We start from the raw sequence: 13,567 nt of genomic DNA on the forward strand, positions 1-13,567 counted from the left end.
TGCTCCAACATCCGCCCCTGGCACGGACCTTCGCCTCGGCCGACCGACCGGTTCACAGCCGCCGCGTCGTCCTTTCGGCCGAGGCCGCACGGCGAGGGCCGCCCCTACGCTGCGGTACGTGAGAGATGCGAGAGACACAGCCGATCATCCGCGGAATCCCCGGCTGCCCCGCCGCACGGCCCTCACCGCTCTGGGGGTGATCATGGCGCTGTTGTGGGTGGTCGACGTGTCCGGCGTCGCCGCCGCCTCCGAACTCGAAGGCGGCGGCGTATGGGGGAGGCTGGCCCCGGGCCTCGTGGCGGGCGTCGCACTGCTGTTGCCTGACGGACGTCTTGCGCCGGCCTGGGGCGCGGGTGCCGCGGTGCTCGTCTCCTGGACGGTGACGCTGGTCTTCTTCACGTCCGTGACGCCGCCGTTCGCCGGCTGGGGCATGCTGGAGACGCTGTGCCTGTTGCTCCTGCTGGTACGCACCGCGAGGGACGTATCGCAACCTTGGCTGGCCGCCACGCTGGGCACGGCGCTCGGCTCCGCCGTGATCTCGGCACCGATGCGGCTGGATGTGAGCGGCAACATCTACTTCTCCTTCCTCCTGATCTTCCTCACGGGCGGCGCGGTCGGCCTGGGCTCGTATCTGCGCAGCCTCGACCACCGCAGAAGTCGCGCTGTCGCCGACACGCGCCAGAGCGAACGTCTGGAACTCGCCCGCGAATTGCACGACTTCGTCGCCCACCACGTCACGGGCATCGTCGTCCAGGCCCAGGCAGCCCGTACGATCCGCGAGATCGCGCCCGAGCAGGTGGACCCGCTGCTGCACGGCATCGAGCAGGCCGGGGCCGAGACCCTGCAGTCGATGCGCAAGCTGGTGCGCGTGCTGCGCGACGACACCACACGGGCGGTGCGGCCGGGGGAGCTGTACGCCGAACTGGGCGAGCTGGTCGCCACGTTCTCCGAACGTGACGTCCCCGCCACCCTCCAGGTCGCGGCCGAAGCCCGGCAGACGAGGCCCGCCCCGGAGGTGGAGACCTCCGTACGGAACGTCGTGCGCGAGGCGCTGACGAACGTACGCCGCCACGCGCCGGGATCACCGTCCGTCTCCGTACGGGTCGCCCTGTCGGACCATGACGCCAAGGACGCGGCTGCCCGGCGGCTTCGGGTCGAGGTGCACAACGCACCACCACCGCAGCAGGCGGCGCCGAACGACAAACCTCTCGGCGGGCGCGGCGGCCTCGGCCTGATCGGGCTGACCGAACGCGCCGAGGCGGTCGGCGGCACGCTGCACGCGAGCCGGGCCGAGGACGGCGGCTGGAGGCTGACGGCGGAATTCCCGGTACGCGGCGCTGTGACAGGATCACCCGCATGACCAACGCCAGCGGATCAAGCGCCAGCGGATCGGCGGTCCGGGTCCTGATCGCCGACGACCAGGAGATGGTGCGCACGGGCTTCCGGCTGATTCTCCAGACACAGCCCGGTATCGAGGTCGTGGGCGAGGCGGCCGACGGCGCGGAGTGCGTGGAGATGGCCAGAAAACTGCGCCCCGACGTGTGCCTCGTCGACATCAGGATGCCGAAACTCGACGGGCTGGATGTGACCCGACTGCTCGCGGGGCCGAAGGTCGTCGACCCGCTGCGCGTCGTGGTCGTGACCACCTTCGACCAGGACGACTACCTCTACGGGGCGCTGAACGGCGGCGCCTGCGGGTTCCTGCTGAAGGACGCGGGCCCAGGACTGCTGGTGGAGGCCGTACGCGCGGCGGCGCGCGGCGACGCGCTGATCTCCCCTGCCGTGACCGTACGGCTCTTGGCGCGGATCGGCGAGCAGCGCCCCGCTTCTCGAGGCGAGGTGTCCTCCGGTCCGCTGACGGAACGGGAGTTGGATGTGGCCCGGCTGGTCGCCGACGGGCGGACCAACCAGGAGATCTGCGCCGACCTTGTCGTCTCGCTCTCGACCGTCAAGTCCCATCTGACCAACATTCAGGCCAAGTTGGGGTTGCGGAACCGCGTGGAGATCGCCGCCTGGGCATGGCGCTGCGGCGTGGTCGGCGACCACTGACCCCGTCGCCGCACCACGCCGCCCGGCGAGCGGTGGGCTGCTGCTCGCCCTTCCCCGCCGCCCGCCCCGTCCGGTCTCCGATTCGTCCTCGCCCTACTTCGACAGGCCATAGTCGAAGCTCACCCGGTCGCCGTTCACTCCGGTCACGGAGATCAGCATCGTCTTCTTCTCGCCCTTGAAGACGGCGGTGCACGCCACGGTGTCGTCCATCTTCGCGTGCAGCCCGCTCGGGCAGCTCACGGACTGCGGGCCGTCCTGGACGAAGGGGATCCCGTAGTTCTCCTTGGCCAGCTTCTCGACCTCCGTACGGGAAACCGTGTGATCAGCTCCGCCCACGGTCGCGACCGACGAGTTGTCGAACACGTTCCACGCCGTCACCACACCCCCCGCCAACACGGCAGCCACGGCCAGGGCAATGACAATGCGCTTCATGAGGTACTCCTCCGGTTCCCGCGACGGCCGATCCCTACCGGCCGTTCTCCGCAGAGCTTCCTCCCCCGCCCGCCCCCGCCGCCTCGGCACAACGGCCGGTTGTGACCCCCGAGCCCCGGCCGAAAGAACGACGACCATTCGCACGTATGCACCCACGCACCCCTATCCACCTGGACGGCCTGGAGGAGGCAGGGGCGCTGACCGAGGCGGCCGTGCGGGCGGCCGAGGAGTCCGCGCAACCGCGGTGGGCAGCTGTGGCCCGACGCGTGATGGCCAAGGTGGCGGCCCTGACGGCGATCACGACCGGTTCGCGGCCCTGATCGACCAGACTGAGGCCCCGCTGAGAGCCACGAGAGCCGGGACGCTGCTGGGTGATACCACGGCCGTGCTGTACGCCGGCTGCGACCGGCCTGCAGCATGTGGCCCCGTCGGCAGCGGCGACGAGGACGAGCCCGACTGTGTGCCGGACTCGCCGCCCGCCTGGGCGCGAACGGTCGACATCGGATCGGCTCCCGGTGCCCGATGAGCTCTCTCACCGAGCGGGAGCCTCCGTCATGAAACGGGCCTGGGCGGCCCGGAGAACCTCAGACCGTGGCCTTGAGCGTCACTTCGATGTTCCCCCGGGTGGCGTTGGAGTACGGGCACACCTCGTGCGTGGTCTTCACCAGCTGATCGGCGGTGGACTGCTCCAGGCCGGGCAGGTACGCCGTCAGCGTGACAGCCAGGGTGAATCCGCCGTTGTCCAGAGCGAGCAGGCTCACCGCGGACCGGACCGTCGACTCGCCCAGCTTGAGTTTCTGCTGACCCGCGATCAGCCGAAGTCCGTTGTGGAAGCACGCGGCGTACCCGGCGGCGAACAGCTGCTCGGGGTTCGTCTTGTCGCCGCCGGGGCCGCCCATCTCCTTCGGGACCGCGAGCACCTCGTCGAGTACGCCGTCGAGGGAACGGACCTCCCCGTTTCGGCCGTCACCGGTCGAGAGGGCCTCAGTGGTGTAGAGCGCAGACATGTTGTGTCCTTTTCGTTTCGTATTCGTAGGTGCCACAGTTCGTGGGCAGGCAAGGGTTCGGAAATGACGAGTGGAATGACGAGTAGTCAGCACGGTGGAGTGGGGGCCGCCGCAGAAATCACCCGACGTCGACGGGGCGCAGGGTGAATCCGTCGTTGGGCCGGCCCATCAGCAGGGCGGCCAGCCCACCGCTGAGGGCATACGTCGAGCCTCGGGGGCCGGCTGTGACGGCGCTGGTGACCGGGTCGGCGACGCTGTCGGTAACGGTCACGGTGGCAGCCTTCCAGTGGTCGCAGGGGCGCACCCGTTGCACTACGGCGGCCTTTCCGGTGAGCAGGCCGCTGCTGACCGCGGCGATCGAGCCGTCCGGCAGGACCCGGATACCCGCGGTGAGAGCGGAGAGCCGGGCGGAAAGCCGTACCGCACTGGCCTGTTCGGGGTGGCGGGTCGGCACACGCACCAGGCTGCCGTCGGCCTTGGCGACGATCAGGAAGTCCCCTGGCATCCACGCCACGGCGGTCATGCCCACGCCGGTCAGGAAGTCCGGGATGTCCACCGTGCCGGCCAGGAGATCGTCGTTCAGAAGGACGGAGGCCCGCCCGTAGCGGTCGATCCGGAACACCGTCGGGGTCAGCTGGTCGACGGCGTATGCCGTTCCGTCCGGAGCCACCGTCACGTCGGCCAGCAGGTGCTGCTTGCCGTCGCCCGCGACCTTGTTGAGATCGGCATACCACTGCCGGCGCCCACTGGTCGCGTCGTAGCTCGCGACACCGGCGACGCTCAGTTTCGTGGAGGGCGACGAGCGGTCGGCGAGTCCGTAGTCCACATTCGTGGCCAGCACCCGGTTCCGCCTGGAGTCGACGCGGACTCCCTGAACGGACACCAGCCGCTTGTCGTCGACCAGGGTACGCACCGTACCGTCCGGGCTGACGGTGGAGATGGTGCTGTGCGCCAGCGAACCCACCACGAACCTCCACGAGTGCGGGTCGTAGTCCACCGAGTGGGGGAAGACCCCCGGCCCCCGGGCGTCAATGGCCTGCGCCTGGTGCGGCCGGCTGTAGGCAGCGGCACTGACGTGCCGGCCGGGCGTGGCATGGACGGCAGTGGTGGTCAGCGCCGTGCCGGCTGTCGCCAGCGCGGCAAGGACCACGGCGGCTGCGGAAAGCCTCAGTCTCATCGGTATCAGTGTCTTTCTTTCTCAACACGGCCATGGTGAAGTGCTGTTGACGCGTCACGCTCGCGACTTGAGCGGCAGTGTCGTGCGGCGACGGCTACTGAACGGTCAGACGGCCGGCTCCCCTCAGTGAGGGGGCGGGTGGTGCTCGCCGTTCGTGGATCCGAGTCTGCCTCCGCGGCCCGCGGGCAGCCTGCCCCCGTCAGGGGCAGGCTGCACAGCGACGGCACGCGGATACTCCCCCGCGTGATCAGAAAGCTTGGGCCGCAGGAGATCTCGCAACCACGCCGTTTGCGACCGCATCCGCTCTCTGCCGCGGCCCAGGCGACGATGGACGGCGACGGCCACGGAACGGTCGGTCCACATCACGGTCCCGGCCCACCGGAGTTTGGGCTACTGCCGCAGGTCCCCCCTGAATGATGGAGGCCCGTGGTGCATCCCGTGCGGGCCAACGAGACCGGCCTGAGCCTGGACCTGTCGCACCACCACATGACGGCCGCGGAGTGGGACGCGGTTCAGCGCGACCCACGGTTCTCCCCCGAAGTGGCGGCGCCGTTCGACTTCTCCACCGCCGAGCTGAAGGTCGTCGACCTCTCGCACGGCGAGGACGCCAACATGCGCAACGTCCTGAACGCGGGCTTCGAGCCGATGACGTAACAGCACGGCCACGCGAACATCGAACCCCAGATGATGCGGCACCTCGACGTCTTCGCCATGCACACGCCTGAAGGTACCCGCGGGCAGGAAGTGGCCAAGACAGCCGCGAACATGCACATCGGCTATCTCGCCAAGATGGCCCAGGACCAGGTGCTCAACGGCAATGTCACCTTCAACCCGAACGACTACGACAAGCGGTTCCGGCCCGACACCATCAGTCTCGCGGCCGACAACGATCTGGGCGCCAAGTACAACCTGCAGGACGCGAGGCGCCACGACATCATCGGCCGCATGGCCATCAGCGCCCTCGCCGACGGCATGCACGCCGTCTCCGGCACGCCAATGACGCCGCCCGGCGGGACCAAGCAGGACATGCCGGTGCTGCAGATCGACCAGGCGGCCATGGACGCCGCCACCATGCGGGCCTTCCAGGTCGGCACTGTGCGGGTGCTGCCGCAGCTGAGCCTGGGCAAGGACAACCAAGACGCCTGGCGTAAGGAACCCACACAGAATCCGAGCGACCTGACGAATCTCAAGGGCGAGGGGGTCACCCTCACTGAGGCCAGCAACATCGGCGTCAGCCAGGCGGCCGCGGCGGGCATACCAGGGCTGGACAAGCCGGCCCACCTTCCCTACACGGAGCACTACTCCAAGTCGGGCGGCAACTCCCCCGCCCGCACACCGAGTCCGGACTCCTCGAACGAAAGCGTGGGGACCCTCACCAGGCAGGTGGCCGGGCTGACAATGCCCCGGACCCCGTCCCCTGAGGGGCCGGACGCCCCTGCCTCCGCCGCCGTCCCCCCGCCGCCGAGGCCGGGGGCGAAGGGGTCGGGCACCACCGGGCCGGGGAAATAGCGGCTGAACCGCCGACCGTGCCCCGTCCGTTGTGCCCCTGGAACCGGTGATGGCGGCCGATGGGTGCGCCGCAGCCGACAGGTCAGGGAGGAATTCACATGGCCGAACGGAATCCGGCCGGTCGATTCGCGTCACGCGGGCTGCTGGCGCGGCGCCGCGCCGCGGAAGGCCAGGCAGGTCAGACAGGCCGTGCAGGGCAGGCAGCCCCAGAAGGGCCCTACTCCCGGCCGGCCCCGCCGCAGTTGGCCGGCGGTGCGCCGCGGCTTCCCGCGTCCCCGCTGCCCGCGTGTCTGCTCCCGCTGCCGCCGGGGTTCGAGTTGTCGCCCGCGGCTGCCGTGCGGCCGGCGGACTCCGGGCACGAGCAGTTCGCGGAGCGGTACGCCGGCTGACCGGGCTTGCGACGCCCTGAGAGGGCCCCGGAGCGAGGGGCGGTCCGTCCATGGCATCCATGGACGGACCGCCCCTCGGCTGTCTCCCGTCTCAGGCGTCCGGCCGCACCACCCCGAGGATCTCCATCGACCCCGCCGGCGACACGTACACCACTCGCCCGGGACGGGGAGCGGAGATGATCTTGCCGTCGCCGATGTAGAGGGCGACGTGGCTGGCGTCGGAGAAGTAGATGATGAGGTCGCCGGGGCGCATGGCCGCGACGGGGACGTGCTGCAACTGCGCCCACTGCAGTTCGGACGTACGGGGGATGGTGACCCCCGCCGCCAGCCAGGCCTGGGAGGTCAGGCCCGAGCAGTCGAAGGAGTCGGGGCCCTCGGCGCCCCAGACGTAGGGCTTGCCGAGCTGGCGGGTGGCGTAGGCGATGGCCTTCTTGCCCGCGGCGGTCGCATCGGTGCCGACCTTCTCGAGGATGCCCGTGCCGACCCACTTCGCCTGTGCGTCCTTGGCGGCCTTGGCTTCGAGCGCGGCCAGTTGCCGACGTTGCTTCTTCGCCAGGCTCGACTCCAGCTTCTTCGCGGTGGCGATGTGCTCTTCGATCGTCTTGCGTCCGGCGTCCATGGTGCGGCGGTTCTTCTTCAGGCGCGTCAGGACGCCGGACGCGTCGGCGGTGCGGGTGCGCAGGTCCTTGCGGGTCGCCGTCAGGGCGGTCAGCACGTTCTGCGTGGAGTGTTGGGCCCGCCGGGCCAAGGAGGCGTTGTCCAGGGCGTGTTCGGGGTCGGAGGCGAGGGCGAACTGCACCTCGGCGGGCAGGCCGCCGCTGCGGTACTGGGCCCGGGCCGCCGCCCCCGCCAGCGAGGTGAGGCCGGTCAGTTTCGTCTCGGCCGTCTTGACCTGGGCATTGAGCGTGCGGACACGTTTCTCCTGCTGGGTCACCTGCACATCGACGGTGTTGTACTTCTCCGTGGCGACCTCGGAGTCGTGGTAGAGGCGCTCGAGTTCGGCGCGTACCTCGGTGAGGGTCATGGGGTCGGCTCGGGCGACCTGCTGGGTCGCCGCCGTCAGGGCGCAGGCCAGCGCGACGGCTGCCGCCGTCCGACAGCCGTCTGCACGCGGGGGCCGTCTCATGTGGGCCGAAGCTCCCTTCGTCCGCGTCGGCCGGGTCGATGCCCGGAGGGTCCGCCCTCACAACGGGGGGATGCCGTCCTGTGGTTCAAGGGGGTGTGAACCAGGTGGTGCCCGGCATCCGTTGTGCGCGGGAAGGACATGCGTCAGATGAAGGAGTCTTTATGGGCGCGGAGTTGGTGCTGCCGGGGCTGTGCGCGGGGTTCGGGATCGGGTTTCTGGTGCTCGCCGTGCGGACGGCTGTGGCGGCGCTGCGGCTGCGCGTGCGCGGACTGCGGGTGATGGGTGTCGTGACGGCGCGGGTGGCGGCCGACCGGCGGAGTGGCGGGCTCGTGGTGTTCTCCGATCACCTGGGGCGGGCCGTCGTCCTGGATCCGGGGATCTACGGGCCGCTGTGCGGGCTGCCGCCGGTCGGCGGGAGCGTGCCCGTGGTCTACGCACGGAACCGGCCCGCCGCGGCCCGGTTGTGGAATTCGCGGCATCTGCTGGCACCGTCGTTCGGATGGTTCCTGTCGTCGACGGTGGCGTTCGGTGCCGCGGTCGTGGTGTCGCCGTGAGGTGGGGCCAGGGCCTGTCCCGCGGATCAAAGTGCAGACGCGGGGCCTCGCACGCACTCCCCCACTGCCTGAACGGGGTGGGGGTGCCCCGGCGGCATTGTCGTCGGGTGCCGGGTCCGGGTCGGCACCGCGCTCCCCTTCGCCGGATACGTGGCGTTGTACGCGGTCCAACTCGCCCTCGGCGTACACCTGATGGGGCGAGTGCGGTACGGGCCGGTCGAGCTGCTGCTGCGTGCGGTCATGCCGACGCGGTATCCCGGCCGGCGGGTGGCTACTTCTCCAGCGTCAAGCCTGGCAGACGGCGTGCGGCCCGTTCGGTGATGGCCGCCGTCTCCGCCTTCGCCGCCGCCGAGATGGCGCCGGCGCCGGGCTCCTTGTACCAGGGGCGCAGCCGGATCAGGGCCGGCCGGACGCCGGTGGCGAGCAGGAGAGCGGTGCCCTTGGGCAGGGCGCGGATCTTGTCGGGGGGCAGGACGGCCTCCTGACGATAGGAGTAGGAGCGCGAAGTGCCATCCTTGCTACGGGAGATGCTGGGCGTACGGACGTCGTGCTGGCCGACGAGGGTGGAGATCTTCTGCACGAAGTCGGCGTCGTCCAGGCCCGCGCCGAGCAGCTTGACGGTCGCCGCGCTCCACAGGGCGTCCATGCCCACCTCGCCCCACACCCGGGCGCCCTGCCGGTAACTCTGCAGCAGTGTCACGACGTTGATGCCGCGGGAGCCGAAGTGCGAGTACAGGTCGGGCAGGTCGGAGATGCGGCAGACGTTGGCGGCCTCGTCGAGAACCGCTGTCAGCGGCGGGTCGAGGCGGCCGCCCATGCGTTCGGCGGCGACCACGCCCGCCCGCATCGTCGCGTCGGCGATGCCCGCAATGACGCCCGCCGCGGAGCCGCCGCCGTCCTTGGACAGGAGGTAGAGGGTGTCCTGGCCGAGGACATGCTCGTGGGGACGGAACTCCGGCATCTCGGGGTCGGGTGTGACCCAGGCGAGGATCTCGGGGTCCAGAAGGCAGGACACGGTCTGGCGGGCGGTCTCGTAGATGCCGTCCCGGGTCTCCACCGCGCCGCGGACCGTGCCCTGCAACTGCTCGGCCATCGCGACGAGTCCGGCCGCGCGGAGCAGGTCGACGGGAGTGCGGTCGGCGGGGTCGGCGAGCCAGCCGAGGAGGTCGACGACCGGGGCCTTGCCGCGGGCGGCGGCGAGGAAGAGGGCGGTGAGGGTGTTCTGGGCGGCCGAGATCCAGAAGTCCTTCTTCGCGGTGTCGTCGTTGACGGACGCCACGAAGTGGCCGGCCAGGCGGCGGGCGCCCTCGATGGTGTGGCACTCGCCGAGCAGGTTCCACCACATGGCACGCGGGGTGTGGGCGATGCCCTGCGGGTCGAACGTCCAGACCCAGCCCACCTTTTCGCGTTCGGCGCGGGTGACGGCGTACACGTCGGCCTTGTTGGAGGTGAGCAGCACGGCGCCCTGGGCGCGCAGCACCCGGGGGACGGCGATGCCGGTGGACTTGCCGGCCCGGGGTGCCATGAGGTCGAGTTCCACGTCCTCGTAACTGCTGCGCAGCTCGGGGCCCTTGGGGTCGAGGTCGCCGAGGAGGTTGCCGGTCTCGTCCGGGTGCAGCCGCTCGCGGCCCTTGAGGGTGGGGCGCAGTTCGCGGGCCCGGGTCTCGATGCCCTTGGGGCACATGGCGGCGAGTTCGCGCCGTCCGGCGAGGCCCTTGGTGCGGCCGGCACGGTCCATGAGGAGGCGCACGCCGAGCGCGACGGGCACCGCGATGAGCAGCAGCAGGCCGAGCATGCCCGCGTAGACGGCGGCGGGCGGCGCCGTGGGCCACAGCGGGGCCGGTCCGTCAGTGGTCAGGCGCGAGACGGTGGACAGGGCGAAGGGCGGGGCGTCGAAGCCGTGGCCGGAGAGTCCGGCGCCGAGGGTGCCGCCGGCCCAGACGGCGGTGAACAGGGTGAGGCCGGTGCCGGCGATCCCGACGATGGCCCACGGCAGCTGGTCGGACAGGTCGCCGCCGGTGCGCGTGCCGCTCATGCGGTCCACCTCCTCGCCGCTGCTTCCGTGCCGGGTGCCGGTGGCAGCCCGGGGGTGCTGGGCATCCCGTAGGCCTCCTCCTGGGCGGCGCGTGCCACCTGCTCGGCGGCGCGGGCGGCGGCCTGCTCGATGGCCTCCTCGTTGGTCGTCCAGCGCTGGTTGGTGTTGTGCAGACGGCGTTCCGCGTCGGTGATGGCGACCTTGATGGGGATGCCGGGGCGGCCGCCGACCTTGATGAGGAAGCGGCCGCGGCCCGGCGGTTCCTCGTTCTCGCCGTTGACGCCCCAGCCGGGGGGTGAGGACCAGGACGACACGAGTTCGATCTCGCGCCGGGACAGTCCCACCACCTTGCCCAGGTCCTCCATCTCGGCCTTCGGCAGACCGGCGCACACCACCATCCCGGCCCGTTCGACGAAGCCGCGGGCCTTGGCACGGTCGGCGTCCGTACCGAGTGCCTCGGCGTCCTTGAGGGTGTGGGTGATCTTCGCGTCGCCGAGGCCGAGGGAGCGGTTGAGGCGGGTGAGCGCGTCGATGCGGTCGACGATGCCGGTGGCGGCGCGCAGCGGGCGCCACAGCTCGTCGAGCACGGTGAAGAACCATCGCCGGGGTGCGAGTCCGGCGTCCGCGAGGGCGTGCGAGGCGGCCACCGTGCCGAGCCCGTCGGACCAGGCGGCGAGCATCGCGGCGGCGGTCAGCTGGGTGTCGGCCTCGCCGATGCCGGAGATGTCGATGCACACGGCGGGCGCGTCGGGGTTGATACGGGTGGACGTCTCGGAGGCGAAGGTGTCGCCGAGCGGGCCGTCCAGGATGCCGAGCAGGGAGCGGTGCAGCGGGTCCACGGCGTCGCGGTAGCGGGTGTCGTCGCCGCGGTCCAGAGTGACCGCGCGGACCCGGTCAGGGCCCTCGGTGAGCACGCGCAGCAGGTCGGGCAGCAGGACCGTACCGCCCTCCGGGGTGCGTTCGCGCAGATGGTGCAGGCAGGCGCTCAGCACCGACTGCTCGTGGTCGTCCATCGGACGGCCGCGCACGATGGTGATGAGGGCGGCGACCATGTTCAGTACCCGGCCGTGGGCCTCGGCCTTCAGGACCTCGCCGGCCTCGCCGCCGATCTTCGCGGCGGCGGCGCCCATGGCGCCCGGGTCGAGGACGTTGATGCCGCCCCGGCCGCGGCCGATGGAGATCACCTGGCCGCCGAGCGCGCGGATGGTGTCGGCGTAGTCGGGCTTGAGGTCGCCGAGGACCAGCGGGACGACGCCGGTCGCGGCGAGCCCGATCAGCATCCGGTTGACGAGGGTGGACTTGCCGAGGCCCGGCATGCCGAGCATGAACAGGGAGGGGTTGGAGATGTAGCGGGCGCGGGTGAACCAGTTGAGGGGGTCGCCGCAGACCGTGGCGCCGGTGAACAGGTGCTGTCCGAGCGGTACTCCGGTCATGGGCGAGCCGGAACCGGCGGCGAACGGCCACATGCCGCAGGCCTGCACGGTGGTGGCGCGCCACATGGTCGGCGGGTCTATGTAGCCGACGCGTCCGCCGCCCACGCCGTACCAGCCGCGGGGCGGGACGAACAGCTCCTTGGGGCGGGCCGGGGCTTTCTGCTTGCCGCTCTGCCGCGCGCCGGACTTCGACCTGCCGGACTTCTTCCGCCCGGACTTCTCCGTCCAGGACGCCTCCGTCCAGGGCTCTTCCTGCCCGGGCTGCTCCGCGCCCGGCGCCTCGCGCGCCTGCTCTTCAGCCAGCCGGTCGGCCCGTTCGGCCTTCTTCTCCTCGCTACGGCGGCTCACAGCGCCTCCTGCAGTTCGTGCGGGATGAGGGTCTGTTCCCACGGGAGGATTCCGGCGGGCAGCGTGCAGCTGAACGCGGCCGCCTGCATCCGGTCCGCGGGCCGCATCAGCACCCGGGAGGCCGCGGTCAGGTTGCGGACGGTGACGCTGGCGTCGGCCAGCTCCGCGATGTCGTCGACGGTGACCGTCAGCATCAGCGAGAACTCCACGAGCCCCGCGCCTGACGCCTCTTCCGCCGCGGTCTGTTCCGCCGCCCGCACCTCGGAGGCCGCACGGGCCTGCACCATGCCCTTTCCGGACGTCGCCATGAACTGGGCGCTGCGCCGGTCCGCCTCGACGATCCGGGCCGAGGTGGCCGGGTCGATGGGCCGGTAGACCAGGGCGACCCGCTTGCGGCGGGTGCCGGGGGCCGCCTCCAGCATGCCCCTCAGCACCGAGGACCGGATGGTGCCGCGCGGTGCCAGGGTCATCAGCCAGGTCCGGGACACGCCGGAGTCGTGGTGGTAGCTGCCCACGGTCTCGACGGCGGCGGCGGGGCCCGCGTCGGCCCACTCCAGGCCCGTTCCCCCGTGCGTGGCGCGGGCGTCGAGGACATCGGCGGCGACGCCGGGGTCGTAGGCGACCCGGATCACCTCGGCGATCCGCTCGGCCGACAGGGGGTAGGCGGCACCGCCGCCGGCCGCGACGAGCCCGCTGAGCAGGCCCGGGATACGGATGGCGAGGTCGGTGATCACGTCGTCCTTCTTGCGCCGCTGGCCCGGCGGGACGCCGTAAGTGAGCGTGATGTAGGTGTGCATCTCGGAGGAGGCGCTCGGGTAGCGGTCGACGACCTCCTCCATGACGGCACGGGCGGCGGGCGGCGCGTCCGGGTGGATGCGGGGCAGCACCTCGTGGGCGAGCCGGGTGCCCGGGTCGGGGGCGGTCTCCACGATCACGGAGGCGCCGCGCAGGCCGGGTTCGTGGGCCAGCCGGGCCAGCCACTCGCCCCACAGCGCGACCCAGACGTCGACCTGGTCCGGGTCGATGAGGGAACCGCCGTCGGGGTCGCAGCCCAGGACGATCGTGTACAGGTTGCGGTCCGGGTGGTGCAGGACGCCGAAGGGGCGGTCGTAGGCGTCCCGGCCCTCGGTCGCGGTGACCTTGTTCAGCAGACCCGGCGGACGGAAACGGCCGCCGGGCCGGGCGGACAACGGGCCGGAGACATAGAGGTGCGCGCCCTTCGCCTTCCGGCGCCACCAGCTGATGCGCAGCGTGATCAGCTGGTAGACGTTGCGCCCGTCCTGGGTGCGGATGGCGAGCGGTATCAGGAAGACGAGGACCGGGAGGGCCACGACGATCGCGGCGTACAGCGAGATCAGCGACGCCAGCAGGGTGGCGATGAGTCCGCCGAAGATCCCGAAGGTGCCGACTAGCCCGAGCGGCCCGAGCCCCGGCCGCCGTGGCCTGCGCCAGTTTCCGTAGGTCGGATGGGTGGCGGCTTCCGTGGACATGAGGATCCGGTTTCCCTT

At 71.2% G+C, this 13,567-nt stretch carries 14 protein-coding genes; 7 read left to right on the top strand and 7 right to left on the bottom strand.

The annotated features are described in order from the left end of the window. Positions 1–118: 118 nt before the first annotated feature. Positions 119–1,360 carry a sensor histidine kinase gene (locus tag ACFY0T_RS45595; protein WP_388884454.1) on the top strand — a complete coding sequence of 414 codons (1,242 nt, stop codon included), beginning with the start codon at positions 119–121 and terminating at the stop codon, positions 1,358–1,360. Next, a complete protein-coding gene (locus tag ACFY0T_RS45600) occupies positions 1,357–2,049 on the top strand; it encodes a response regulator (protein WP_388884455.1) in 693 nt (230 codons plus the stop codon). Before ACFY0T_RS45595 ends, ACFY0T_RS45600 begins: the two co-directional genes overlap by 4 nt. Before the next feature lie 93 nt (positions 2,050–2,142). Here ACFY0T_RS45600 and ACFY0T_RS45605 read toward each other — a convergent pair whose 3' ends face one another. Next, on the bottom strand, positions 2,143–2,481 hold the full coding sequence (locus ACFY0T_RS45605; RefSeq protein ID WP_388884456.1) for a DUF4333 domain-containing protein: 339 nt from the start codon (positions 2,479–2,481) through the stop codon (positions 2,143–2,145). A gap of 146 nt (positions 2,482–2,627) precedes the next feature. Here ACFY0T_RS45605 and ACFY0T_RS45610 point away from each other — a divergent pair, with 146 nt between their 5' ends. Further along, positions 2,628–2,801, top strand: a complete 174-nt coding sequence (locus tag ACFY0T_RS45610) for a hypothetical protein (protein ID WP_388884457.1) — start codon at positions 2,628–2,630, stop codon at positions 2,799–2,801. A 264-nt stretch (positions 2,802–3,065) separates the two neighbouring features. On the opposite strand, the gene ACFY0T_RS45615 is transcribed toward ACFY0T_RS45610, so the two are convergent. Beyond that, positions 3,066–3,488: an organic hydroperoxide resistance protein gene (locus ACFY0T_RS45615; protein WP_275778283.1), complete on the bottom strand. Its 423-nt coding sequence runs from the start codon at positions 3,486–3,488 to the stop codon at positions 3,066–3,068. A 118-nt stretch (positions 3,489–3,606) separates the two neighbouring features. Then, positions 3,607–4,665, bottom strand: a complete 1,059-nt coding sequence (locus ACFY0T_RS45620; RefSeq protein WP_388884458.1) for a hypothetical protein — start codon at positions 4,663–4,665, stop codon at positions 3,607–3,609. Positions 4,666–5,091: 426 nt separating this feature from the next. Between ACFY0T_RS45620 and ACFY0T_RS45625 the strand changes: the two genes are divergently transcribed. The 3 genes from ACFY0T_RS45625 (at position 5,092) to ACFY0T_RS45635 (ending at position 6,563) form a co-directional block, all read left to right on the top strand. Further along, positions 5,092–5,319: a hypothetical protein gene (locus ACFY0T_RS45625; protein WP_388884459.1), complete on the top strand. Its 228-nt coding sequence runs from the start codon at positions 5,092–5,094 to the stop codon at positions 5,317–5,319. A 90-nt stretch (positions 5,320–5,409) separates the two neighbouring features. Next, complete coding sequence (locus ACFY0T_RS45630) at positions 5,410–6,174, top strand: hypothetical protein (protein WP_388884460.1); 765 nt, start codon at positions 5,410–5,412, stop codon at positions 6,172–6,174. A 98-nt stretch (positions 6,175–6,272) separates the two neighbouring features. Then, on the top strand, positions 6,273–6,563 hold the full coding sequence (locus ACFY0T_RS45635; RefSeq protein WP_388884461.1) for a hypothetical protein: 291 nt from the start codon (positions 6,273–6,275) through the stop codon (positions 6,561–6,563). Between the two features lie 91 nt (positions 6,564–6,654). On the opposite strand, the gene ACFY0T_RS45640 is transcribed toward ACFY0T_RS45635, so the two are convergent. Further along, positions 6,655–7,689: an NlpC/P60 family protein gene (locus tag ACFY0T_RS45640; protein WP_388884462.1), complete on the bottom strand. Its 1,035-nt coding sequence runs from the start codon at positions 7,687–7,689 to the stop codon at positions 6,655–6,657. Between the two features lie 161 nt (positions 7,690–7,850). Between ACFY0T_RS45640 and ACFY0T_RS45645 the strand changes: the two genes are divergently transcribed. Continuing rightward, positions 7,851–8,243, top strand: coding sequence for a hypothetical protein (locus tag ACFY0T_RS45645; RefSeq protein ID WP_388884463.1), 393 nt, complete (start codon positions 7,851–7,853; stop codon positions 8,241–8,243). A 271-nt stretch (positions 8,244–8,514) separates the two neighbouring features. On the opposite strand, the gene ACFY0T_RS45650 is transcribed toward ACFY0T_RS45645, so the two are convergent. The 3 genes from ACFY0T_RS45650 to ACFY0T_RS45660 all read right to left on the bottom strand — a co-directional run bounded on the left by ACFY0T_RS45650 (position 8,515) and on the right by ACFY0T_RS45660 (position 13,549). Next, positions 8,515–10,278 carry a type IV secretory system conjugative DNA transfer family protein gene (locus ACFY0T_RS45650; RefSeq protein WP_388884464.1) on the bottom strand — a complete coding sequence of 588 codons (1,764 nt, stop codon included), beginning with the start codon at positions 10,276–10,278 and terminating at the stop codon, positions 8,515–8,517. Continuing rightward, the gene (locus tag ACFY0T_RS45655; RefSeq protein WP_388884506.1) at positions 10,275–11,846 is read right to left on the bottom strand and encodes an ATP/GTP-binding protein; all 1,572 of its coding nucleotides are present in this window, start codon (positions 11,844–11,846) and stop codon (positions 10,275–10,277) included. The genes ACFY0T_RS45650 and ACFY0T_RS45655 overlap by 4 nt, the downstream gene beginning before the upstream one ends. Before the next feature lie 209 nt (positions 11,847–12,055). Then, positions 12,056–13,549 carry an SCO6880 family protein gene (locus ACFY0T_RS45660; RefSeq protein ID WP_388884465.1) on the bottom strand — a complete coding sequence of 498 codons (1,494 nt, stop codon included), beginning with the start codon at positions 13,547–13,549 and terminating at the stop codon, positions 12,056–12,058. Positions 13,550–13,567: the final 18 nt, after the last annotated feature.

The organism is Streptomyces sp. NPDC001530, from assembly GCF_042894545.1.
Lineage (GTDB): Bacteria > Actinomycetota > Actinomycetes > Streptomycetales > Streptomycetaceae > Streptomyces.